This window comes from Nocardia sp. CA-136227 (genome assembly GCF_050955695.1).
Taxonomy (GTDB): domain Bacteria; phylum Actinomycetota; class Actinomycetes; order Mycobacteriales; family Mycobacteriaceae; genus Nocardia.
The window spans coordinates 3,902,842-3,926,003 of the sequence record NZ_CP192081.1; the positions used below are offsets into that span (position 1 = coordinate 3,902,842).

The 23,162-nt window shown below is 67.9% G+C and carries 25 protein-coding genes and 1 riboswitch; of the genes, 16 read left to right on the forward strand and 9 right to left on the reverse strand.

Annotation, left to right across the window (positions count from 1 at the left end; genetic code table 11):
* Positions 1-28: 28 nt before the first annotated feature.
* Entirely contained in the window at positions 29-409 is a 381-nt protein-coding gene (locus ACQP06_RS17940) for an NADH-quinone oxidoreductase subunit A (RefSeq protein ID WP_433665697.1), read from the reverse strand.
* 261 nt (positions 410-670) lie between these two features.
* A complete protein-coding gene (locus ACQP06_RS17945; RefSeq protein WP_433665698.1) occupies positions 671-1,090 on the reverse strand; it encodes an Rv3143 family two-component system response regulator in 420 nt (139 codons plus the stop codon).
* A gap of 127 nt (positions 1,091-1,217) precedes the next feature.
* On the opposite strand from ACQP06_RS17945, the gene ACQP06_RS17950 reads away from it, so the two are divergent.
* From ACQP06_RS17950 to ACQP06_RS17975, 6 genes are all read left to right on the forward strand, one after another.
* Complete coding sequence (locus ACQP06_RS17950) at positions 1,218-2,765, forward strand: hypothetical protein (protein WP_433665699.1); 1,548 nt, start codon at positions 1,218-1,220, stop codon at positions 2,763-2,765.
* Complete coding sequence (locus ACQP06_RS17955; RefSeq protein WP_433665700.1) at positions 2,762-3,205, forward strand: hypothetical protein; 444 nt, start codon at positions 2,762-2,764, stop codon at positions 3,203-3,205. The genes ACQP06_RS17950 and ACQP06_RS17955 overlap by 4 nt, the downstream gene beginning before the upstream one ends.
* Positions 3,202-4,311 (forward strand): FHA domain-containing protein, encoded by a 1,110-nt coding sequence (locus ACQP06_RS17960; RefSeq protein ID WP_433665701.1) that lies wholly within the window; start codon positions 3,202-3,204, stop codon positions 4,309-4,311. The genes ACQP06_RS17955 and ACQP06_RS17960 overlap by 4 nt, the downstream gene beginning before the upstream one ends.
* A 72-nt stretch (positions 4,312-4,383) precedes the next feature.
* Entirely contained in the window at positions 4,384-5,760 is a 1,377-nt protein-coding gene (locus tag ACQP06_RS17965) for a dihydrolipoyl dehydrogenase family protein (protein WP_433665702.1), read from the forward strand.
* A gap of 90 nt (positions 5,761-5,850) precedes the next feature.
* Positions 5,851-6,279, forward strand: coding sequence for a CBS domain-containing protein (locus tag ACQP06_RS17970; RefSeq protein ID WP_433665703.1), 429 nt, complete (start codon positions 5,851-5,853; stop codon positions 6,277-6,279).
* A 114-nt stretch (positions 6,280-6,393) separates the two neighbouring features.
* Positions 6,394-7,263, forward strand: coding sequence for an LLM class flavin-dependent oxidoreductase (locus tag ACQP06_RS17975; RefSeq protein WP_433665704.1), 870 nt, complete (start codon positions 6,394-6,396; stop codon positions 7,261-7,263).
* Between the two features lie 48 nt (positions 7,264-7,311).
* Here ACQP06_RS17975 and ACQP06_RS17980 read toward each other — a convergent pair whose 3' ends face one another.
* Positions 7,312-7,713, reverse strand: coding sequence for a nuclear transport factor 2 family protein (locus tag ACQP06_RS17980; protein WP_433665705.1), 402 nt, complete (start codon positions 7,711-7,713; stop codon positions 7,312-7,314).
* A 102-nt stretch (positions 7,714-7,815) separates the two neighbouring features.
* Entirely contained in the window at positions 7,816-8,064 is a 249-nt protein-coding gene (locus ACQP06_RS17985) for a hypothetical protein (RefSeq protein ID WP_433665706.1), read from the reverse strand.
* Between the two features lie 180 nt (positions 8,065-8,244).
* On the opposite strand from ACQP06_RS17985, the gene ACQP06_RS17990 reads away from it, so the two are divergent.
* From ACQP06_RS17990 to ACQP06_RS18000, 3 genes are all read left to right on the forward strand, one after another.
* Positions 8,245-9,405, forward strand: a complete 1,161-nt coding sequence (locus ACQP06_RS17990) for a helix-turn-helix domain-containing protein (protein ID WP_433665707.1) — start codon at positions 8,245-8,247, stop codon at positions 9,403-9,405.
* 199 nt (positions 9,406-9,604) lie between these two features.
* On the forward strand, positions 9,605-9,865 hold the full coding sequence (locus tag ACQP06_RS17995; protein WP_433665708.1) for a hypothetical protein: 261 nt from the start codon (positions 9,605-9,607) through the stop codon (positions 9,863-9,865).
* A 168-nt stretch (positions 9,866-10,033) separates the two neighbouring features.
* Positions 10,034-11,539, forward strand: coding sequence for an FAD-binding oxidoreductase (locus tag ACQP06_RS18000; protein WP_433665709.1), 1,506 nt, complete (start codon positions 10,034-10,036; stop codon positions 11,537-11,539).
* 31 nt (positions 11,540-11,570) lie between these two features.
* On the opposite strand, the gene ACQP06_RS18005 is transcribed toward ACQP06_RS18000, so the two are convergent.
* Positions 11,571-11,933 carry a MarR family winged helix-turn-helix transcriptional regulator gene (locus ACQP06_RS18005; RefSeq protein ID WP_433665710.1) on the reverse strand — a complete coding sequence of 121 codons (363 nt, stop codon included), beginning with the start codon at positions 11,931-11,933 and terminating at the stop codon, positions 11,571-11,573.
* A 98-nt stretch (positions 11,934-12,031) separates the two neighbouring features.
* A complete protein-coding gene (locus tag ACQP06_RS18010) occupies positions 12,032-13,798 on the reverse strand; it encodes an MFS transporter (protein ID WP_433665711.1) in 1,767 nt (588 codons plus the stop codon).
* A 196-nt stretch (positions 13,799-13,994) separates the two neighbouring features.
* On the opposite strand from ACQP06_RS18010, the gene ACQP06_RS18015 reads away from it, so the two are divergent.
* Positions 13,995-14,330: a hypothetical protein gene (locus ACQP06_RS18015; protein ID WP_433665712.1), complete on the forward strand. Its 336-nt coding sequence runs from the start codon at positions 13,995-13,997 to the stop codon at positions 14,328-14,330.
* Positions 14,331-14,542: 212 nt separating this feature from the next.
* Complete coding sequence (locus tag ACQP06_RS18020; RefSeq protein WP_433665713.1) at positions 14,543-15,268, forward strand: MspA family porin; 726 nt, start codon at positions 14,543-14,545, stop codon at positions 15,266-15,268.
* Between the two features lie 20 nt (positions 15,269-15,288).
* Here ACQP06_RS18020 and ACQP06_RS18025 read toward each other — a convergent pair whose 3' ends face one another.
* Complete coding sequence (locus ACQP06_RS18025) at positions 15,289-15,774, reverse strand: polyketide cyclase (protein WP_433665714.1); 486 nt, start codon at positions 15,772-15,774, stop codon at positions 15,289-15,291.
* Between the two features lie 79 nt (positions 15,775-15,853).
* Positions 15,854-15,934: riboswitch (ZMP/ZTP riboswitch) on the forward strand.
* A gap of 28 nt (positions 15,935-15,962) precedes the next feature.
* Here ACQP06_RS18025 and ACQP06_RS18030 point away from each other — a divergent pair.
* Positions 15,963-17,102: a hypothetical protein gene (locus ACQP06_RS18030; protein WP_433673354.1), complete on the forward strand. Its 1,140-nt coding sequence runs from the start codon at positions 15,963-15,965 to the stop codon at positions 17,100-17,102.
* 49 nt (positions 17,103-17,151) lie between these two features.
* Here the strand turns inward: ACQP06_RS18030 and ACQP06_RS18035 are convergent, their stop codons facing one another.
* On the reverse strand, positions 17,152-17,967 hold the full coding sequence (locus ACQP06_RS18035; RefSeq protein WP_433665715.1) for a hypothetical protein: 816 nt from the start codon (positions 17,965-17,967) through the stop codon (positions 17,152-17,154).
* Between the two features lie 102 nt (positions 17,968-18,069).
* Positions 18,070-18,945, reverse strand: coding sequence for a LysR family transcriptional regulator (locus tag ACQP06_RS18040; RefSeq protein ID WP_433665716.1), 876 nt, complete (start codon positions 18,943-18,945; stop codon positions 18,070-18,072).
* 123 nt (positions 18,946-19,068) lie between these two features.
* On the opposite strand from ACQP06_RS18040, the gene ACQP06_RS18045 reads away from it, so the two are divergent.
* From ACQP06_RS18045 to ACQP06_RS18060, 4 genes are read left to right on the forward strand one after another with little or no spacing between them, the layout of a single operon-like run.
* The gene (locus ACQP06_RS18045; RefSeq protein WP_379099534.1) at positions 19,069-20,517 is read left to right on the forward strand and encodes a form I ribulose bisphosphate carboxylase large subunit; all 1,449 of its coding nucleotides are present in this window, start codon (positions 19,069-19,071) and stop codon (positions 20,515-20,517) included.
* Between the two features lie 13 nt (positions 20,518-20,530).
* Positions 20,531-20,953, forward strand: a complete 423-nt coding sequence (locus ACQP06_RS18050) for a ribulose bisphosphate carboxylase small subunit (protein ID WP_357081801.1) — start codon at positions 20,531-20,533, stop codon at positions 20,951-20,953.
* 25 nt (positions 20,954-20,978) lie between these two features.
* The gene (locus ACQP06_RS18055) at positions 20,979-22,055 is read left to right on the forward strand and encodes an AAA family ATPase (protein ID WP_433665717.1); all 1,077 of its coding nucleotides are present in this window, start codon (positions 20,979-20,981) and stop codon (positions 22,053-22,055) included.
* A gap of 16 nt (positions 22,056-22,071) precedes the next feature.
* Entirely contained in the window at positions 22,072-23,148 is a 1,077-nt protein-coding gene (locus ACQP06_RS18060) for a class 1 fructose-bisphosphatase (RefSeq protein ID WP_433665718.1), read from the forward strand.
* Positions 23,149-23,162 lie beyond the last annotated feature (14 nt).

Below are 23,162 nucleotides of genomic sequence, written 5' to 3' on the forward strand. Positions count from 1 at the left end.
GTGTGAATGGAAATCCCCTGTGCGCCGCTCAATCCCAGCTGAGACCGCCGCGCCGCCACTCGTAGGCGTAGGCGACCGAGACGTTGAAGATGAACAACGCCATGGCGGCCAGCCCGAACACTCCGAGTGCGTCGAAGTGCACGGCCCACGGGTAGAGGAAGACGATCTCGATGTCGAAGATGATGAACAGCATGGCGGTGAGGTAGTACTTCACCGGAAAGCGCTGGCCCGCAGTGTTTCCCGGACCACCCCCGACCGCGTGCGGGGTCGGCTCGATACCGCATTCGTAGGCCTCGAGCTTGGCCCGGTTGTAGCGTTTGGGGCCGATCAGGGCCGCCAGGAAAATGGAGAACACCCCGAACGCGGCGGCGACCGCGCCGAGAACCAGGGTCGGTACCTCGATATTCACTTCAGCACTACCCCTCCTGCGAGCTGGACGACGCACTACGGACGGCAGCGGGCGCGGAGGGATGATGTCAGTGGTGCATGGCAGTCATGCATCTCCCCGCGCTCCTGTGAGCTACGGCACAGATTACAACTCGGACGAGAAGATACATGACGATTCGCGATCGCGTTTGATCGAATTCGGAACGGTCTTTTATGACCGATTGGACGTAATCCCGAATGTCACGTGACATGGGTTTGCCCTGATCACACGGGCGAAGGAAGATCAGGCCGCGAAGCTATTACCGAGCACACCCAGGACAGCGTCGGTCAACCGGATGGGGTCGATGGGGTGCGGCACCGCCGCTTCCGCGCGCGACCAATTCGCCAGCCAGGCATCATCGGGCCGGCCGGTCAGCACGACGATCGGTGGGCAGTCGGCGATTTCGTCCTTGAGCTGCTTGGCCAGGCCGAGACCGCCTTCGGGGGCCGACTCGCCGTCGAGGATCAGCAGATCCAGTCCACCGGCGTCCATCTTCTCGAGGACCACCGGGCCCGTGGCCACCTCGACGTAGTCGATGGGCGGCATATCGGGGTGCGGCCGTCTGCCCAGCGCCAGCATGACCTGGCTCCGGGTATCGGCATCACTGCTGTAAACGAGGACCCGCACGGCGGCGGGACGTTTGGCATCGGCCACGTTCCGCATGCTACGTCGCAGATGGGGCGGCGCGGGGCAGCTTCGCGAGAAGTCCGCGTACGCGTCGCGGAATCGCCTGTCGCGCAATACGTCGATGGCCGTTTGTTCGTAATCCGAGACCGGTACGATCCCGCGAATGAGGGGAGACGTCACCCAACGCCTCATCGAAACCGACGCGTGGACCGACGAGTTGGTGGGGCGAGCCGGGATTCCGGTCTTCGATGTGCCGCTGGTGAGCGCCGGCAGCGGGCTGGGATCGTTCACCCTGTTCGACACCTTGCGGATCTACGGGGTACCCGGGACGGCGATGGCGGTGCTCGGGCCGCAGGACGTGCCGTGGGGGTCGTACGAATACTTGACTCGGGTGTCGCAGATTCCGCGAGAGGAACGGCTGCGCAGTGATTCGGGCGGAACGCCGGACAATATCTGGGGATTTCCGTCCTATGCCCTTCGCGAGGCAATAGCTGAAAAGTCGCTATCCGCTTTGTGGAATGTCCTGACGGAGCCCGTTCTCACCGAGTACCACACGCCTCGGGCGGGGCAGGTCTTCGCGGCGCTCGAGCGCGAATTCCAGCGGGTCGAATATGCGCGATCCCTGCACAAAGGGCAGGTTCGCATGGTGCGCAAACGGAACGGCGGCGGGTACTTCACCATCCTCACGCCACCGGAAGGGGCGTCGGCGACCAAGCGAATCGCGTTTCGCAGCAGTCATGTTCACATCGCCGTCGGGTACCCCGGGCTGCGGCTGCTGCCGGATCTGCAGGAGTACCGCGAACGGTACCGGGATCCGACGCGAGTGGTGAACGCCTACGAGCCGCACGAGCACGTGTACGAGGCATTGCAGCGGCGGCCCGGGACGGTCATGGTGCGCGGCAGCGGGATAGTTGCCAGCCGGGTGCTGCAACGACTGATCGACGATCGGGATCGGCTGCGGCTCAACACCCAGATCCTGCATCTGTTCCGGACCTATGTGGCGGGACCGCAAGGGGACAGCGTGTTCGGGCGGCGGGCGGGCGCGAACGGGTGGGCGTATCAAGCCTTCAACTTTCCCAAGGCGAGCTTCGGCGGGCAGATCAGGCAGCGGCTGCGGAAGCTCGAGGGGCGGGAACGGGCGGAGGCGCTGAAGACGCTGGGCGGGACCACGACGCCGCGGCGCAAGCGGTGGGAGGAACAGCTGGCGCGGGGACGCGCGCAGGGCTGGTATCAGATCCTGGTGGGGTCCGCGCGGAATCTGCGGCCCGATCGCACCCGGCCCGGGGTCGTGACGACGGTGGCGCCCGAGCCGGACGGGCCGGGCGGTTTCGCGTCGACCGACCGGCCGGTTGACGTGCATGCCGATTACGTCATCGATTGCACCGGGCTCGAAGCCGACATCCGGGAGCATCGACTGCTCGCCGATCTGCTCGATCACACCGGGGCCCGGCGCAATCCGCTCGGGCGGCTGGATGTGGACCGGACCTTCGAGCTGTTCGGGACCCGCAGCGGGGCCGGGCGGGTGTACGCCTCGGGTAGCGCGACGCTGGGCGGGTATTTCGCTCCCGTGGACTCGTTCGCCGGATTGCAGTACGCGGCCCTGGAGATCGCCGACGACCTGGCGGCGAACGGGTTCTGCCGGCGGCTGGATGCGCTGCGGTCGGTGCGGCAGTGGTGGTTGTGGGTCACCGATCGGCAGATTCCGGTATGACGCCGACGTTGTGGGGGCGGATTCAGACTCGCGTGATCGTGCTCGGGGTGATCGGGGCGGTGACCACGCTGCTCGTGACGCCGGCGCTGCCGATGGGGAAGTTGTCGCTGGAGCAGGGCTATCGGGTCACGCTGACCATGTTGGTGGCGGTCATCCTGCTCGGAGTCGGGTGGGAGCTGGCGTATCACGGTCTGCAGCAATTCCGGTGGGACAAGGACTGGCCGACAGTGTTCGGTCTGGTGACCATCGTGAACGAGGGACTGCTGCTGTGGCTGCTGGTCCGGTACACGTCAGCTTTCGTGCCCCGTGATCTGCGGCCGTCCGCGCCGGCGTTCGGCATCGATTTCACGCTGACCTGGCTGGCGTACTGGGGATTCGTCAACGGCCCGATCCGGGTGGTGCTGCCGCGCTGGCGATATACCGGGGGCCGGGTGCTATGACCGCGCGGGTCGAGGTGGTGCCGGGCCGCCACCTGGTGGCCTGCGTCGACGGGGTGGTCGTGGTTGTCGCGCACCGGGATTCGAGCGTGATCACCGCGGCGTCCGAGGCTATTGCCGTGCTGGACAAGGTGTTGGAGATGGTGGCGGAGGCGTCGTCGCGGGAGACTCGGCGCACCGGACGCACCTTTGCACGGCTGGCAAGCACGTGGCTGATGGGTCGCGCGGACGAGGAGCAGGTCGAATTCGGGGTGCTCACACCGGGAAAGCGGGGGCTGGCGGTCTTTCTGCACGGCCGGGTCACGGCGATGCTCGAGGGGACGGATGACCGGGAGGTGTTGCACGGCCGCGATGCCGGATTCAGTGTCGATCGGGTGGTGAGTCCCGCGCCGGGGCGCGCGGCCGCGGTCTTCGTAGACGACGGCGAGCCGCGGAAGAGCCTGCCCCGGGAGAGCGTGTGGTCGCTGCGCGACGGGCGGGTGCCGGGTTCGGGAGCGGTGATGTGGTTGGGGGAGAAGGCGAATACGCCCGAGGCCGAGATCGCAACCGGAGGTCGGGACCCGGTTCCGCGCGATTCCGGCAGTGCGCGCACCATTGCGCCCACTGCCATTCCCGCAGGAATCGAGACCACTCCCACCGGTGTCGTGGTGCACGGATTCAGGTGCGCCCGCGGGCATCTCAACGACCCCCGCGTGTCCTTCTGCGTCGTGTGCGGGATTCGTATGGAGCAGCTGACCTGTGTCCTCGCCCCCGGCATCCGGCCGCCGCTGGGCGTTCTGCTGCTCGACGACGGTACCTCCTACGTCCTCGACAGCGATCTCGTGATCGGCCGCGAACCCGCCCGCTCACCGCAGGTGCGGCGTGGCGCGCAAGCGATCCGCATCCCCGACCCGACCGGGGGCATGTCGCGCGTCCACGCCGAGATCCGCCTCGTGGACTGGGATGTCCTGGTCATGGATCGCGGGTCCGCCAACGGCACCCACATCCGCCCGCCCGGCCGCCCCGACTGGATCCGCGCCGCACCCGGCCAACCCACCGTCCTGGCGCCCGGCAGCCAATTGCTGCTCGGAGGACGCGTCTTCACCTTCGACTCGCCGCACGGACGCTGACGGCGGGGGGTGGTTCGGTCCGGCCGGATGTGGGGATAGCGTCACTGGGAGCTGACGAGCGAAGGAGCACGCGTGACTGCCGAATCCGTTGATGTCGTGGTGATCGGGATGGGGCCCGGAGGGGAGGACGTGGCCACGCGGGTGGCGCGGGGCGGACTCGCCGTCGTCGGGGTCGAGGGGCGGTTGGTGGGCGGGGAGTGCCCGTATTACGCGTGTGTGCCGACCAAGATGATGGTTCGGGCGGCGGGGGTGCTGGCCGAGGCTCGGCGGGTGGAGGGGCTCGCGGGGTCGGCCACGGTGCAGGCGGATTGGCGGCCGGTCGCGGCGCGGATCCGGGAGGAGGCCACTGACGATTGGGACGACCGGGTGGCGGTCGAACGGTTCGAGAAGGCGGGTGGGCGGTTCGTGCGCGGGTGGGGGCGGATCAGTGCGCCGGGGGAGGTGACCGTGGCGACCGATGGTGGAGAGCGGGTGTTTCGGGCGCGGCGGGGGATTGTGCTGAATCCGGGGACGGAACCGGCCGTTCCGCCGCTCGACGGGCTGGCGGGGACGCCGTTCTGGACGAATCGGGACGCGGTCCCGGCTACCGAGGTGCCGGAGTCGCTCATCGTGCTGGGCGGGGGACCCGTGGGGGCGGAGTTCGCGCAGATCTTCGCGCGGTTCGGGGCGCGGGTGACCGTGGTCGTGCCGCGGCGGCTGTTGCCGCAGGACGAGCCGGAGGCGGGGCAGCTGCTGGCGAAAGTGTTCGAGGAGGAGGGGATCGAGGTCCGGGGCGGGGTTCGGGGGACTGCGGTGCGGCACGACGGGCGCGAGTTCGCACTGACGCTCGACAATGGCGAGGTGTTGCGTGCCGAGCGGTTGCTCGTCGCGGCGGGGCGGCGAACCGAACTGGCGGGCTTGGGAATCGGGGCGGTCGGCTTGGACGAGTCGGCCAGGTCAATACCGGTGGACAATCGGCTGCGAGCGGCCGAAGGGGTGTGGGCGCTCGGCGATATCACCGGGCAGGGCGCTTTCACTCACGTGTCCATGTATCAGGCGCGGATCGCGGCACAGGACATTCTCGGTAGCGGGGACGAAGTCGCGCGGTATCACGCCGTACCACGGGTGACATTCACCGATCCCGAGGTCGGGGCGGTCGGCATGACCGAGGAGCAGGCCCGCGCGGCCGGCCTGACGGTCCGGGTCGGAATCACCGAAGTACCTGCGTCCACGCGGGGTTGGATCCACAAAGCGGGCAATGCCGGGTTCATCAAACTGGTCGAGGACGCCGACCGCGGGGTGCTCGTCGGCGCGTGCTCGGCCGGGCCGGAGGGCGGCGAAGTGCTCAGCGCCCTGTCGGTAGCCGTCCACGCCCAGGTCCCGACCGCGACCCTGCGGGAGATGATCCTCGCCTACCCGACCTTCCATCGTGCCATCGAATCGGCGCTCGATGCCCTCGCGTCCGTTTAGGCATCGAATCGCAATCGTTGCTGTTCACACCCGTGTAACAGCGGCATCCTGGTAACCATCGATAGTCCTAGCTGGTTGGGCGGTGGGCACATGCGAATCTCGGAAATCCTGCGCCGGAAGGGCGGCGAAGTCGTCACGATTGCACCCGATGCAACCGTGCGCGAACTGCTCAGAATCCTGGCGGCACACAACGTCGGCGCGGCCATCGTCTCCCCGGACGGCACCGCCATGGCCGGCATCGTCTCCGAACGAGACATCGTCCGCCGCCTCGACCGCGACGGCGCACCCCTGCTGGACGCCCCGGTCTCCACCATCATGACCGCGGCCCTCCACACCTGCTCCCCGGACGACAATGTCGAGACTCTCAACGCCATCATGACCGAACACCGAATCCGCCACCTCCCCGTCCTCGAGGACGGCCAGATGATCGGCATAGTCAGCATCGGCGACGTGGTCAAAAGCCAGATCTCCGAACTCGAAACCGAACGCGAAGCCCTCGTCCGCTACCTCCACAGCTGACCGGCACCGCGCCGCCATCGCGGCCGGAAAACATTGACCTCGAGTCGAGTTGAGGTTGCAGGGTAGGGGATTGTGCAGACAATCCCTGTGGAGATCGGTGTCATCCTGCCTTCGGTGGCGACACAACGGGCTCAGAAACTTGATATAGGCGCCGCTGCTCGTCATGCCGAGGAGGTCGGGCTGGATGGGGTTTGGCACGGGGATCACCTGTCGATCGGTGTGCCTGTGCTGGATTGCACGATTGCCCTGGCGGTCGCGGCGGCCGCGACCGAACGGGTGCGGATCGGCACCAGTGTCTACGTTCCGGCGCTGCGGCCGCTGACCTGGGCGGCCAAGCAGGTGGCGAGCTTGCAGCATGTCAGTGATGGGCGTCTGATCCTCGGTGTGGGGTCCGGGGGCGGTCCGGGTCAGTGGGCGGCGGCAGGGATTCCGTTCGGGGAGCGGGGTGCTCGCACCGATACCGCGCTGCGTGTGTTGCCTGAGTTGTTGGCGGGCAAGCGGGTCGCTCTCCCCGATATCCCGGAGCCGATCGAGATCGAATTGGCGCCATCCGTTCCGGTTCCGCCGGTGTTGGTCGGAAACCACTCGGCTCCCGCCCGGCGGCGGGCCGCGGAGCTGGCGGACGGGTGGTTTCCGTCGCTGATCCCACCGGCCCAGGTGGCGGCAGGGCTCGCCGAAATCACCGAACTCGCCGCGCAGTATCAGCGCCCGGCACCCACGGTCACCATCGGCGCGACCGGAGTTCTCGGCACCGGTACGGATCTGCCCACCCGCGCCGAGATCGCCGCTGGAATCAGCCAGAACTACGGGAAGTCGATCGAGGAGACCTTGCCGATTCCGATCACCGGATCCATCGAGCAAGCCGCCGAACGCATAGCCGCCTACCGGGACGCCGGCGCCCACCGCCTCGTCGTCGGTATTGCCGGAGGCGACTGGCGGCGGCAGTGCGAGTTGCTGGCGCAGGTGCGTTCCGCGCTCAGTTGACCTGCCGAGAAGGCTACTACCGGGCTGGTAGCCAGTCCGGCGGGCTGCCTACGGGGTCAAGGGCTTTCGGCGGGGGATCACTCGGCGGTGGGTGATGCGCCAGCCGTGGCGGGTGCGGTGGAGGGTGTCCTCGTAGGTGACGCTGGTGGTCGTGGCGTCGGTGTTGACGGCCAGGCCTTTGGAGATCGCGTGGGCCGTGTCGCCGTTCAGGGCTGTGACCATCACATTGGTGACGTGGTGGGCGAGGGGGTTGGCGTCGCCCAGTTCGCGTGCCATGTCGCGGAGGGCTTCCACTCCGGGCACGGTGCCTGCGCCGAAAGCGGTCAGGTCGTAGGTGACGTCCTCGGTGAATACCTCGGTCCATCGGTCGAACTCGCCTGAATCGCTCAGATGTCCGTGCAGGGCGAGCAGTTCGTGGATTGCCAGTCTGTCCGCAACCGAATCCGTCATCCCCACACCAGATCACGAATCGGCGCGGTCAGCCACGGATTTTCGCGGCGTTCGGCGGGCGGGCCAGCCCGAGCCGGAGTGCGCGGGCTGGTGCCGGACGGATCAGTCGGTCCAGATGGAGAGGTACCAGAGACCGTCGGCGCCCAGTGTGCATTCGTAGATGTCGTCGCCGGGGACGAGCTGGGTGCCGTCGGGGCGGGTGAAGGTGCCGGTTTCGCCGTCGGCGTCGCAGGCGGCCTCGGTGGGGTAGTTGCCGTCCACCTGCCACTCGGTGTCCTTGCCGGCGTGGGCGGTGCCCATCGCGGCGATCAGGCCGAGGGTGACCAGGGACGTCGTTGCGAGCTTCTTCATATGGTGTTCCTTTTCACGAAAGAGCCCGGTCGACGGTCTCAGGTATGACCGACTGGCCGGGCTGCCACACGATACTTCAGCACGGGGGTCCGACAAATCCGGCAGCGGCCGGACCGCTTGGCGCTCAGCACGTTCCGCTACCGGCTGCGCATGCCGGGGTGGCCGACCTAGTCTGGAGCGATGAGCGGCGACCTTGGTCAGCGGCTGCAATCGGTTCGGAAGCGGCGGGGGCTCACGCAGCGGGAGCTGGCCGCGAATTCGGCTGTCTCGGTGTCTCTGATCCGGAAGATCGAGCAGGGGGAGCGGGACGACACACGGATCGAGACGCTGCGGCGGTTGGCGGTGGCCCTGGGATGCCCGCTGACCGCGCTCATCGGCCCCGCGCCCGGCGCGCCGGAGAGCAGGGACGGCGAGCTGTGGGCCGCCACCAGGCGAGCGATCGATGCGCCTCGGCCGGACGTGGCGGTGGAGCCGCACACGGAACAGGCTGTGGCCGAATCCCTTGTGGCGGCCATGCGGTTCTACCACGACAACCGGTATGAGCTGCTGGCGCGAGTCCTGCCCGATCTGGTGGACGCGAGTGACCGTGTCTCGCCCGTGCTGCGCGCGCGGATTCTCCAGCTGACCGGCTCGGTCATGGTCCAGACACGGCAATTGGGAACGGCGCGCAGAGTGCTCGATCGCGCGCTGGCGGCGGCGCAGGCGAGCGATGATCTACTCGACGCCGCGTCTGTCGTCGTCACGCTGTGCTGGCTGCTCCTGGTGGAGCGGCGATTTCAGCAGGTCGACGACCTGGCGATCGAATGGGCCGACCGGATCGAGCCACGGATCTCGACCGCCACCGAACGCGAGCTCTCCACCTGGGGCTGGCTGTTGTTGCGTGGGTCGGCGGCGGCGATCCGCGACAACCGGCCCGACGACGCCGATGACATGATGCGGTTCGCGCAATCCGCCGCAGTGGCGGTCAAACGCGAACCGATTGGCTATCAGGACTATTGGACGGTCTTCGGTCCCGCCACGGTGGCTATGAAGCGCGTCGAGAACGCGGTCATCGACGACCGGCCCGACCTGGCACTGCGGTTGGCCCAGGACGTACCGCCCGGACTGCGGCCCACCTCCGACAACCGCAATCGGCATCTCCTCGACGTCGCCCAAGCCCACCTCGACCTCGCCCGGCCAGATCCGGCCCTGGACATCCTGCTTCGGCTCTCCGGCGAGGCCCGCCCCTGGTTGATCGAGCAGCGTTTGGCCAAGGACCTACTGGCCAGGCTGATCGGCAGACGCCGAACCCTCAATCCGGAGACGCGCGCCCTCGCCGATCTCATCCGCCTCGAATACTGATCGCTCCGTGGCACTTCCGCTGTCGGACCCCGGAAAGTGCCATTGCCGCAGAATTTCCACGGCCCGATGCTTATTCGGAATCCGCTGGAAGCACACTCGACGATCGAGAGGGCGAGCAATGAACCCCGGGGCCCTGGGATATCTCCGCGAAGGCGTGTCCGGCTCGCGACGGCAGTAGGATGAGCGGCGGATTCGGGCGTTGGCGGAACGGTTCGGGTACGACCTTCGGCGGACGGCGGTGTTCGGGCCGCATACTGATCGGCCGGTGCACCGGTTGCGGGTGCTGGTCGCGAATTTGGGGGTGGACGCGGTGATCGTGCCGAGTCTGGAGCATTTCGAGGGTGGGGAGGTGCCGGGAGAGTTGGTGCGGCGGGCGGATGTGATCACCGTCAGTCCGGAGGAGACGTTCGCGCGGTGGATCGTTCCGCCGGATGCGGTGGCCGACATGTGGTCCCGGTAGGCGGCATGCCATGGACACACCAGCACCCGTTTCGACGAATGAACGGTGGGTGAACCATGATCAATTGGTGCCGTGTCGTTCGATGGAAACAGGTGGGTCGCGAACTTTGATGTCGAAAACGAATAACTCGGCGGCACAGCGGATCTCCGGCAGATCGAGGGGGCTGGTGTGAGACCCCAATTCTCGCGCAGCGTGTTTCTGCGCGGAGCTCTCGGAATCGCGGTCGCCGGTGTAGGTTTCGCGGGGGCCACGCGGCTGCCGACATCGGTCGCGACACCGGATACCGGGTCGTCCGGCGCGAACGCCGGAGACCTGGGCAGTGCTTCGGGATCGGGCAGCGGCAGCGCCGACCCGAAATGGCGTGAGCTGAAAGGGAAACTGCGCGGCCGGGTCGTCCTGCCGGGGGACTACGGATACCCGGGCGTGAAAGAGGTCTTCAACACTCGCTTCGACAACGAGATGCCCGAGGCGATCGTGCAGATCGCCGACGCGCAGGACGCCGCCGCCACCTTCGAGTTCGCGGCCGAGAACGACCTCCTGGTGGCGGCCCGCGCCGGCGGCCACTCCTATGCGGGAATGTCCACGGCGACCGGCACACTCGTCATCGACGTGCGGCGCATGCAGGGCATTCGCGCCGAGGGCGGTAAGGCGGTCATCGCACCCGGCCACACCCTCTACGACATCTATCGCGAGCTGGATCGCGGCGGGCTGAGTCTGCCCTCCGGCATGTGCCCGGGCGTCGGCATCGCCGGTCTCACCCTGGGCGGCGGACTCGGCAACGAGTCCCGCGCCCACGGCCTCACCGGCGACCGGCTCACCGCCGCCACCGTGGTCCTGCCCGACGGCACCATCACCGAGGTCTCCGCCACCACCCGCCCGGATCTGTTCTGGGCCTTGCGCGGCGGGGGCCCGCACTTCGGCGTCGTCACCTCGTTCACCTTCGAGACCATCCCGTCGACGCCGAAAGACGTAGTGCGCCTGACCTTCCAGGGCGACGAGGCGGCGACTGTCATCGCGGGCTGGCAGGAGTGGCTGCGCTCGGCCCCGCGCGAGCAGTGGGCCGATGTCAGCATCGACGCCGACGGCTTGGGCGGCATGCACTGCTGGATGCAGCTGGTCTGTCCCGCGGGGACTTCCGAAACCGTCACCGCCGAACTCGTCGACGCCATCGGCGTCGCCCCCGGCATCGTCGAACCCCGCACCCTGTCCCACCTGGAAGCGGTCCTCTACCTGGCGGGCGGCACCGCCGATCAGCCGCGTGCCGCCTTCACCAACGGCTCCGACATCGTCGCCGAGCTCACCCCCGACACCATCGGACGCATCCTCGAGGTGGTCGCCCGCTTCTCGAGCGTCGGCGGTACCGGCTGGGTCCAGATCAACGCCCTCGACGGAGCGATCCGCGACCTGGCCCCCGACGCCACCGCTTTCCCCTGGCGCGACCACGCCGCCCTCGTGGAATGGGGAGCGTACGAACCCATCCCGCACGAATCGGCGCTGGCCTGGCTTGCCGACGCGCACGCCACCATGGCCCCCGACTCCGTCGGCGCCTACATCAACTACCTCGAGCCGGGCGACCCGCTGTCCCGCTACTACGGCTCCAACTACCCCCGCCTGGCTGAGCTCCGCGGCCTGGTGGACCCCAACAACCGCATCCGCTCGGTCCTGACCGCCTGACCCCCGCCCTCCGGGGCGGGGGAGTCCCCCGCTACTGGTCGAGGGCCTGGATGAGGGTGTTGAGGCCGGAACTGACGGATGCGCGCTGGGCGGGAGTGAGGGTTTCCAGCGCGGCGGCGAAACGCTGGATGCGGGCCGAGGTGAGGCCGGTGACCAGATTGTGGGCCGCCTCGGTGGCGGTGAGCAGCTGGGCCCGGCCGTCTTCGGGATCCGCGTCGCGGGTGAGGTAGCCGCCCTTTTCCAGACCCGTGACTATGCGGGACATGGTCGGTGCGCTCACCCGCTCGATCGAGGCCAGGTCGCCCAGCCGCAGGGGACCCGAGCGGGCGACCGTCGCGAGGGCGGACGCCGCGCCGGGGCTCAGCGCCCCGAGGTCGCCGGAGTGGCGCAACAAGCGCAGCAGGCGGCCGATGGTGTGGTACAGGTCGGCGGCCTCGGTGAGCTGGTCGGGGTCGGCGACGCTCGTGGGCTCGGACAGCGTGATCTCCTCCGTCAGATTCCCTCGCGGGCGGCTTCACGCAATTCGGCCGCCTCGTCCGTGACAGTCGGGCTACCGGCGAACCAGGAGGCCGCCGCGCCGATCAGCATCATAATCGCGGCTCCCAGGAAGACCACGACCAGACCCGAGTGGAACGGTCCGGAGATCAAGTGCGGGAAGAACTCCTGACCGGTGAGCACATCGCCGTGCACGCCGGGGTGGTCGAGAGTGCCGGTGGGGCCGAGCAATTCCTTGATCGGGTTGTAGCCGAGGAAGGCCGCGAACAGGCTGCCCACCGGAGGCATGTCCGAGATCGCCTCGGCGGCCGGCGCGGGCACGCCCTGCTCCTGCAGGCCCGAATTCATGGCGTCGGGCAGCGTATTCGACAGGCCGACGATCATCAGCGAGAAGAACAGGCCGATCGACAGCGCCATACCGCCGTTGAACAGCGTGCCGCGCATACCGGAGGCCACACCGCGCTGCGCGGCGGGCACCGACGACATCACCTCGGCGGTGTTCGGCGACGCGAACATGCCGGACCCGAGGCCGTTGAGGGCGATGACGAGCGCGAACACCCAGTAGTCGAAGTCGACCGGCAGCACGACGAGCAGCACGAACGTCAGAGCGGTGATCAGCATGCCGACGGTGGCGAACAGCCGCGCGCCGTACCGGTCCGACAGCTTGCCCGACACCGGTCCGGCGATGAGGAATCCGACGGTCAGCGGCAGCAGGTAGATGCCCGCCCACAGCGGCGTCTGCTCGAACGAGAACCCGTGCAGCGGCAGCCAGATACCCTGCAGCCAGATGATCAGCATGAACTGCAGACCGCCGCGGCCCAGCGAGGACATCAGCCCGGCGATATTGCCCAGCGCGAACGCCCGGTTCTTGAACAGCGACATATTGAACATCGGCTGCGCGACCTTGGACTCGATCACGCAGAACACGGCCAGCAGGATGATGCCGCCGATCACGGCGCCCAGCACCCACGGGTTGGTCCAGCCGGTCTTCGAATCCCCGTGCGGCTGAATGCCGTAGGTGATGCCGGTCAGCAACGCGGTCAAGCCCAGCGCGAACGTGATGGTGCCCGGCAGATCCAGCGATCCCGGATTGCGCTGGCCATTGTCGTGCAGCGAGCGATAGGACCAGATGGTGCCGATGATGCCGAACGGCACGCTCACCCAGAAGATGGCCTTCCAATCCCACTGCGCCAGTACGCCGCCCATGAGCAGACCGAGGAACGAGCCGGCCACCGCCGCGACCTGATTGATCCCGAGCGCGAACCCGCGTTCGTCGGCCGGGAAGGCGTCGGTGAGGATCGCGCTCGCGTTGGCCATCAGCATCGCGCCGCCGACGCCCTGGATCACGCGCCAGGCGATCAGCCACACCGCGCCGCCGCCGTGCGTGAACGGATCGAACGACAAGGCCACGGCCGCGAAGCTGAACACCACGAACCCGTAGTTGTAGATCTTCACCCGCCCGACCATGTCGCCGAGCCGCCCGAACATGACCACGAGCACGGCCGAGGACAGCAGGAAGCCCATCATCAGCCACAGCAGGTAGCTGACATTGGCCGGTTCCAGGGGGTTGAGCCCGATGCCGCGGAAGATGTCGGGCAGCGAGATCGTCACGATCGAGGAGTTGATGGTGACCATAAGCATGCCCAGCGTCGTATTCGACAGGGCCACCCACTTGTACCGGGGGTGATCGTGCTCGATCCGGAGTCGTCTCCGAATGGTCTGGACGTCACCGGCATCCAATCCGGTGGTAGGGGCCGCAGCCATCAGAGCCTCCCGCGAGTCTACGAACGAACTTCCCCAATATAGTTGCATGTTGCTAACTAACGAAATCGGGCGTGCCTCACTCAGCGGAATGCCTTGCGGTCAAAAACAGAGCGTTGTACGGGTTTCGCGGAGGGGAATTCGAGCACCGTGAGCACTGGACGACGGCGGACGGCGATCATGATTCTGGCGACCCGGCGTGCTGGCGGGCGTGTGCCTGCCGACCGCGCTCGCGGACGCACCCCCGGCCACCGGCAGCCAGTTCATCCGCCACCTCAACGCCGCGGGCGACACCGACCCCGGCATCACCTACACCGTGATAGCCAGCCGCGCCGACCAGGTCTCCACCCCACCGGAGGCCACCTTCCTCACCGCCGGCCCCGAGGCCCCCGTCCGCAACATCCGGGTCCAAGACCTCTGCCCCGCAGACACTTTCGACCACGGCATCCTCCCGCGGTCACCCGCCGTCGACTACCTGGTCGAACAGGCCCTCGACCCCGCCCACTCCGGCGACGCCTGCCCACCCGGCAACTGACCGCGGGCAACCGGAATACGTATCGTGCCGACTTCTCCTGCGCGGCACGGATTCCCGGCTGATCGCAAATGTGAAACCACCGATTCCCGCCGGTCGACACGCGAGCCGCAGCGCACCAGTCCGGCACGATTTGCAGTTACGCTGCTATTCGGGACATGCGCCTGCGGTATCGAGCTCGTACACCTCTTCGAGAACGAGAACAGGATCCGGTTATGCGACATGCGCTCATGGCCTCCGCGGCAGTAACAGCCGTGGCCGGTGTCACCCTGGCGAGCCTATGGGCCTGGGGTGCCGATGCGGTCGGGGCTCAGCCGCCCGGCGGGGACGTTTCCGGCGCGGGAGTGCATATTGTCGCGTCGGTCGACAGCGTCGAGGTGAATCCGCCCGGAAACCGGACACCGAACTTCCTGATGACGTTCTCCCATGCCGCGCAGATGTCGGGCAATTACTCGGTCACCGTGGACGGTGGCCCGATCACATCCGGTCAGGCCGTCGCGGGGTTCATCCTCGGCTGCGGAATCAGCGTGGCCGGCGGCGTCACCGTCGGCATCGAACCCAACCAAGGCCTGGCTGCCGCCATCGCCCCGTCGGTGACCCCCGGGAGCGCCTCCGCCAGCCCGCCGAGCGGGACGGTCACGCCCAGCGCTTCGGTCACCGCGCCCGACATCAGTCTCGGACCCAGTGTGGGCGGGGCGCTGGGTGTGACGGAAGTCTTGACGGCCACCATGGGGCCCGGCCAGGTCACCACGGCGACCACGGCGACCGCCGCCTTGGACAGCGGCACCATGTTCCCGTTCCAAATCATGTTCAACAACGCCGCATTGAACGTCGCGCAGTGCGCTTCGCCGGTGTCCGCGGTCCCCTTCGTCACCACCACGGTGAGCACTGCGCAGGGTGTCATACAGACCACCGGCTACGGCGACCAGTTCACCTTCTGAACCCGGCCGGTCGCCCAGGCCTACTGTGAGGGCAGTTCCGGCCGGGATTTTCCCGGGGCGACGGTGCGGGCGAGAATGCCGAGGGTGGCACGGAGGGCGCTTTCGGGGATCACCGGGAAGATATCGGCGTCCTTGAATTCCTGGGGGACCGCGGACCAGTCGTAATAGGACGTCACGAGAGTGCCCGCTGCGATGGGCTCGAGGTAGTAGCCGTAGACGTGGCCCGGCTCGACTCGGCCGCGAACGGTCCAGGCGATCTGCTTGTCCCGTTCGAATGCGACGATCTCGACCGTCACGTCGTACAGACCGAGCGGGTAGTCGTTGAGAGCCTCGCGATCCATGTGCACGACGAACGTGTCGCCGGTGGCGGTGACGAGGTCTCCGCTGGCCGCCATCAGCATGCCGGAGCTGTCGATGGAAACGTGGCCTTGCGGATCGCTCAGGATGGCGAAGATCTCGGCCGCCGATGCGGCAACGGCCCGCTGCACTCTAAATTGTTCTGACACAACAGGATTCTACGCACCCGCACCGAGGCGGGCGACCCGCCACCCGCTCGGTCCCGAAACCCACCGGAAGCGTGCACTACAGTGGTGTCGCGACTGGCGTGACGTGGACAAGACCACGAGGAAGCGCATAATCGGAGCGTCGTCCGCCTGGGTGCTCCCGAACTCGAGTTCGGGAAGTGGGCACCATCATGGATCTTCGGTACGGCATGAATCCCCATCAGCGAGCCCGCGTGGTCGACGGCAGCGCCGAACACATTCGCGTGCTGCACGGTTCCGCGTCGCTGATCAACTACCTCGACCTGATCAACGCCTGGCAGCTGGTCGCTGAGGCACAGGCCGCGACCGCCCGGGTGGCGGCAACCTCGTTCAAGCACGTCTCACCGGCCGGGGCGGCGCTCGACGGGGAGCTCGACGAAACCCTCCGCGAGTCCTGGGGTTTGGGTGACACCGGCCTCGGACCGGTTGCCGCCGCCTACATTCGCGCTCGCGACGCCGATCCGCGCTCCTCGTACGGCGACATGATCGCGGTGTCCGCGCCCGTGGACGACGAACTGGCCGACCTGCTGGGCGGCGTGGTGTCCGACGGCATCATCGCGCCGGGCTACGCGCCCGGGACCGTCGCGAAGCTGGCCCGCAAGAAGGGCGGCCGCTTCCTGGTCGTCGAGGTCGATCCCGCGTACCGGCCGCCGGAGACCGAGAGCCGCACCGTCTTCGGCGTCATCCTCGAGCAGGACCGTGACCGGCAGCCCATCACCGCGGAGCTGATCCGGGTGGCCGATGGGCCCGCCCTCACCGAGGCGGTGGTCTCGGACGCGCTGCTCGGCATGATCACCGCCCGCTACACGCAGTCGAACACGGTGGTCCTGGTGCGCGACGGCATGACCGACGGCGTCGGGGCGGGCCAGCAGTCCCGGGTGGACTGCACCCTGCTGGCCGGGGCCAAGGCCCGCACCTGGTGGAACCGCCGTCACCCGGCCATCCGCGCGCTGCCACTGCCCGCGTCCCTACCCCGGCAGGAGCGCCTGAACTGGCGGATCGCCCTCGCCGCAGGCACTCTCACCGCCACCCAGCACACCGAACTCGCGGACCTGCTGACCAAGCCGACCTCCGCCCCCGACCTCAGCGCCTGGACGCGTCAGCTCTCGGGCCTCACGCTCGTCTCCGACGGCTATCTGCCCTTCCGCGACAATGTCGACGTCGCCGCCGCCCACGGCGTCACCGCGATCATCGAACCCGCCGGAGCCCTGCGCGCCGACGCCATCATCGACGCCTGCCGCGAACACCGGATCACCCTCGCGCGCACCGACCTCCGCATGTTCCACCACTGACCGGTTTCCCGGCGACCGGCACCTGACCGCGGCACAAGCGATGCCGCAGTCAGCGTGGCCGGGTCGGCAGGACCGGGGGGACGAGCGTCGGTAGGCGACTGTAGGGGAAGGTGGGCTGGACGAAACTGGGGCGGTCGAGGGTGAAATTGGGCTGTCGGGCGGGCGGGTCCGTGTGGGGCTCGCGTAGCGCCATGGCGAGTACGAAGACGAATATGCCTGCTATGGCCACCGCCGCCAGCATGATCAGGTTGGATTCGCGCTTTCCCGGTTCTGCGTATGGCGCCGGGCGGTGGGGGACGTTCCTCGTTCGAGGGGCGGATGGTGCCCGCGGCGGTGGCGGCGGACGGTGAACCGGCTGCGCGGCATAGGGCGCCCCACCGGCCTCGCGCAGCACTGTCGGCAGCGTGTACTCGATGCCGTCGAGCATCGAACCCAGCACATCCGACTGCACGCGGTCCAATAATTCGCGGCGTTGCAGGCCGCTGTGCAGCGCGCGGGCGGCCGCCGCGGACTCATCGGCGATCAATCCGAGAACGACCAACCCGACGGGAATCGGCCAGAGGCGGTACCGGGTCGCCAAGCGGCCGGAGACATCCAGGGCGATCGCGCACTGATCGGTGAGGCGCGCGTTCTCCCACCGGCCCGCGCCGCGGCTCGGGCGGTCGATCATCCCCTTGCGCTCGATCGCATCGGCATCGCCGGTGTCCAAGCAGATTCGCGACCAGTCACCCGATCCGTCCGCTCGCATCAATGCCACCAGCAGGTCACCCGTGTCGACGGGAGCCGGAGCCCTGGCGACCGCGGCCAGTCGCAGCGCGACGACCACCGTCGTATGGAAGCGGGCACCATCGAGTACGCCAGCCATGAATCATCTCCCCCGGCTGGGCCGAAAACCGGAGTACGTACCGCTCCGTTTGCGAGGAGAGTACAGCGTCGACAGTGTCCTGTCAGGGAATATTCGACGACCTCAGACACCACGAAATGCTTTGTCGCCGACTCGATCCGGGTCCGTGATGTGGGAGAGGAACAGACGCGCGGCGGGGGTGGGGGTGCGGGTGGTGACGGCGTGCCAGGGGCGGGTGAGGGGAGTGCCCTCGACGGGCAGGATCTCCAGGCGGCCGGTGGCGAGATCGGCGGCAACGGCGTCGGAGTGGATGAGGGTGATGCCGAGACCCTCGCGTGCGGCGGCCAGGGCGGCGCCGTGGGTGCCGAGAGTCAGTGTGGGCGGATGGATTTGGAGGCGGTCGAAGAGGGCGAGGGTGGTGTCGCGGGTGCCCGAACCTTTGCCACGCAGGAGCCAGGTGGCGTCACAGGGGTCGGGCCAGCGGGAGGGCGCGCCGACGACGACGAGTTGGCAGGGGCGGCGGGCGCGGGTGACGAGGCCGGTGTCGCGGGGCGGGCGGCCGGCGACCACGAGGTCGGTTTCGTGGTGGGTGAGTTCGAGGAACAGGACGTCGCGGGGGTGGATCGACAGGCCCAGTTCGATGTCGGGATACCGGGTTCGGAACGATGCCAGCAGGTGGAGCAGGACGTATTCGCCCGCGGTGGCGACGACGCCGATGCGCAGCCGGCCGGTCTCGGCCTCCCGGACGGCGGCGTGCGCTTCCTTCATCAGACCGAGGATGCTGCGGCAGTAATCGGCGTACACCCGCCCGGCTTCGGTGAGCGCGATGCCGCGCCCGGATTTGGTCACGAGTTTCGCGCCGAGTTGTTTCTCGATGTGTGCTACGGCCGCGGAGGCGGCGGCCTCGGTGATGTGCAACTGGGCGGCGGCGCGGCGAATGCTGGAGTGCTTGGCAACGGCGAGAAAGGTTTCCATGCGCACCGCGCTCACCGTACCCATACTCAACGGTAGCAAACCCGACGAAAAGGTTGAGCGAGAACAGAAACAATCGAATTGTTTGTCGTTAACGGGCCCGTCATCCTGGGAATCGCAAGTGACCCAACCCGGTTCGCAGGAGGAAAGATGGCCGGATCTGACGATGATCAGCGCAGCCGGTGGGATCCGGGCGTGCAGTCGTATGCGTCGATGGGATACTACAACCCGGACTACGAGCCGAAGGACACCGACGTCCTCGCGGTGTTCCGGGTGACGCCCCAGGACGGCGTCGACCCGATCGAGGCGTCGGCGGCCGTCGCCGGTGAATCCTCCACCGCCACTTGGACAGTCGTCTGGACCGACCGCCTCACCGCGCACAACCGGTACCAGGCCAAGTGCTACCGCGTCGAGGAGGTGCCGGGTCGCCCGGGCGAGTACTTCGCCTACGTCGCCTACGATCTGGACCTCTTCGAGGAGGGCTCCATCACGAACCTCACGTCCTCGGTGATCGGCAATGTATTCGGTTTCAAACCGCTGAAGGCATTGCGGCTGGAGGATATGCGTATTCCCGTGGCGTATGTCAAGACCTTCCAGGGTCCGCCGCACGGAATCGTGATGGAGCGCGAGTACCTCAACAAATACGGCCGACCGCTACTGGGCGCGACGGTGAAACCGAAACTCGGGCTCTCCGCGCGCAACTACGGCCGTGTGGTGTACGAGGCCTGCAAGGGCGGACTCGATTTCACCAAGGACGACGAGAACATCAACTCGCAGCCGTTCATGCGCTGGCGTGACCGCTACCTGTTCGCCATGGAGGGCGTCAACCGCGCCATCGCCGAAACCGGTGAATTGAAGGGCCATTACCTCAATGTCACCGCCGCCACCATGGAGGACATGTACGAGCGCGCGGAGTTCGCGAAATCGCTCGGCAGCTGCATCATCATGATCGACCTGACGGTCGGCTACACCGCCATGCAGTCCATCTCGAAGTGGGCGCGCACCAACGGCATGCTGCTGCACCTGCACCGGGCCGGGCACTCCACCTTCACCCGCCAGAAGACGCACGGCGTCAGCTTCCGGGTATTGGCCAAGTGGTGCCGGTTGATCGGCGTCGACCACCTGCACGCGGGCACGGTCATCGGCAAACTCGAAGGCGACCCGCACACCGTGCGCGGCTTCTACGACACCTTGCGCGACAACCACATCCCCACGAACCCGGTCAACGGCATCTTCTTCGACCAGGACTGGGCCAGCCTGCCCGGCGTCATGCCGGTCGCTTCCGGCGGCATCCACGCAGGCCAGATGCACCAGCTGCTGGACCTGTTCGGCGACGACGCCATCCTGCAGTTCGGCGGCGGCACCATCGGACACCCTATGGGCATCGCGGCGGGCGCGGAGGCCAACCGGGTCGCGCTCGAAGCGGTGGTCAAGGCACGCAACGAGGGTCGCGATCTGCTCAAGGAGGGCCCGGACGTGCTGCGCCGCTCCGCCGAGAGCTGCCGCCCGCTCGAGGTCGCCCTGCAGACCTGGGGTGACGTCACCTTCGAATACACCTCCACCGACGCCCCCGACGCCGTCCCCACGGCCTCCCGCTGAAAGTCGAGCCACCATGCATCTGCGCCAAGGCACCTTCTCGCACCTGCCGGACTTCGACGACACCGAGATCGCCGCCCAGGTCCGCTACGCCCTGCTCAACAACTGGCCGGTGTCGATCGAGTACACCGACGATCCGCACCCGCGCAACAACTACTGGGAGATGTGGGGCCTGCCCCTGTTCGATCTGGACGAGCCCGACGGTGTGCTCGCCGAGATCAACGCCTGCCGGGCCACGTTCCCGCGGCACTACATTCGCGTCAACGCCTACGACGCCTCCTACGGCCGCCAGACCACGGCGCTGAGCTTCATCGTGCAGCGCCCGGCCGACGAACCCGGTTTCCGCCTCGACCGCACCGAGGGCGCGGACCGCAGCCAGCGCTACGGCTTCCACGCCTACTCGTCGGATCAGCGATCCGGCCAAAGATACGGCGGCTGAACATCTTTCGGATCAGGAGGTTATCGTGAGCTCGGAACACCCCGCGGCATCGGACGGCCGGCAGCCTGCAGCCGGCCGCCCGGCGGGCGGGTTCCAGATGCATCGGCCCGGGGCCACGAGCCCCGGCCCGCTGCGCGGCACGGCCGCCGACGCGTCTCCCCGACCAGAGGACACCGTGGCGGCCGGCCACCTACTGGAACCGCTGGCCGACGACGCCGTCCTGGACCTGTCGACCGACGTCGCGGGCAAGGACGTCGAGGACACCCTCACCCGCCTGGACGCCGAACTGGTGGGCCTGGCCAATGTCAAACGCCGGGTCCGCGAGATCGCCGCCCTGCTGCTCATCGATCGCGCCCGCCAGCGCTTCGGCCTGCAGGCCACCCGCCCGACCATGCACATGAGCTTCACCGGCGGCCCCGGCACCGGCAAGACCACCGTGGCGCTGCGCATGGCCGAGATGCTGCACGCCCTCGGCTACATCCGGAAACCCAAGGTGCACACCGTCACCCGCGACGACCTGGTCGGCCAGTTCATCGGCCACACCGCGCCCAAGACCAAGGAGGCGCTCGCGAAGGCGGCCGGGGGAGTGCTGTTCATCGACGAGGCCTACTACCTGTTCCGCCCCGAGAACGAGCGCGACTACGGGCAGGAGGTCATCGAGATCCTGCTGCAGGAGATGGAGAACGAGCGCACCAGCCTGGTGGTCATCTTCGCCGGCTATCCCGACCGGATGGACACCTTCTTCTCCGCCAACCCCGGCCTGTCCTCGCGGGTTGCCCACCACATCGAGTTCCCCGACTACACCCACGAGGAGCTGCTGGCCATCGCCGAGCTCATGGTGCGCCAGGAGAACTTCCGCTTCGATCCCGAAGCCGCGCAAGCCTTCTCGCGCTACCTGGAGCTGCGCATGGCCCGCCCCCGCTTCGCCAATGCCCGCAGCGTGCGCAATGCCCTCGACCGCTGCCGGCTGCGGCAGGCCAAACGCCTGGTCGAACTGCATCGGCCGGTCGGCCGCACCGATCTGATCACCCTGACGGACAGCGACGTCCTCGGCAGCAGTGTGTTCACGGACGCCCTCGCCGACGAGGGGGCATCTCCATGAGGGAATGAGAGGGATTGTGCCCGAAGGATTGAAGACCCTGACCCGGTACACCATCGAGCAGGAGCACAAGCATCCCGGCTCCTCCGGGGAGTTCTCGGCGCTGCTGAACGTGCTCGCCACCGCCACCAAGATCATCGCGAATCAAGTGACCCGGGGAGCGATCGTCGGCTCCCTGGGCGCCTCCGATGCCGACAACCTGCCGGTCACGGTGCACCGCAAGATGGATGCCATCGCCAACGACATCATGGTGTCGGAAAGCCAGTGGACCGGACCGCTCGCCGCCCTGGTGTCGGAACAGATGCGTGAATGCCATCAGGTGCCCACCGAGATCCGGCGCGGCAAATACCTGCTCGCCTTCGATCCGCTCGACGGGTCGAGCAATATCGACGTGAACCTGCCGGTCGGCACGATCTTCAGTGTGCTGCGCGCACCCGAGGACGGGCGCGTCCCCGCCGGGCACGACTTCCTGCAGCCGGGCGTGCAGCAGGTCTGCGCGGGCTTCACGCTGTACGGGCCCGCCACCATGCTGGTGCTGACCACCGGCAGCGGCGTGGACGGGTTCACCCTCGACCGCGAGGTGGGCGCGTTCGTGCTCACCCACCCGCGCATGCGCATCCCCGACGACACCTCCGGATTCGCGATCAACGCCGCCAACGAGCGGTTCTGGGAGCGCCCGGTGCGCCGCTACGTCCACGAATGCCTCGAAGGCGTGGACGGGCCGCGCGGGCGCGACTTCAATATGCGCTGGGTCGCCTCGCTGGTGGCCGACACCTTCCACATCCTCACCCGCGGCGGGCTTTACATGTATCCGCGCGACACCCGCAATCCCGAACGGCCGGGCCGGGTCTCGCTGCTGTACGGGGCCAATCCGATCGCCTTCGTGGTCGAGCAGGCCGGGGGAGCGGCCTCCACCGGGCACGAACGCGTCCTGGACGTGCGGCCCGAGGAACTGCATCAGCGGGTGCCGTTCATCTTCGGCTCCCGCAACGAGGTCGAGCGGATCGAGCGCTATCACCGCGAACCGGAGGAGGGGCCCAGCTTCGACGCCTCGCTCTTCGGTTCCCGCTCACTGTTCCGCGCGGCCCGTCATTGAACGGCCGGGCGCGC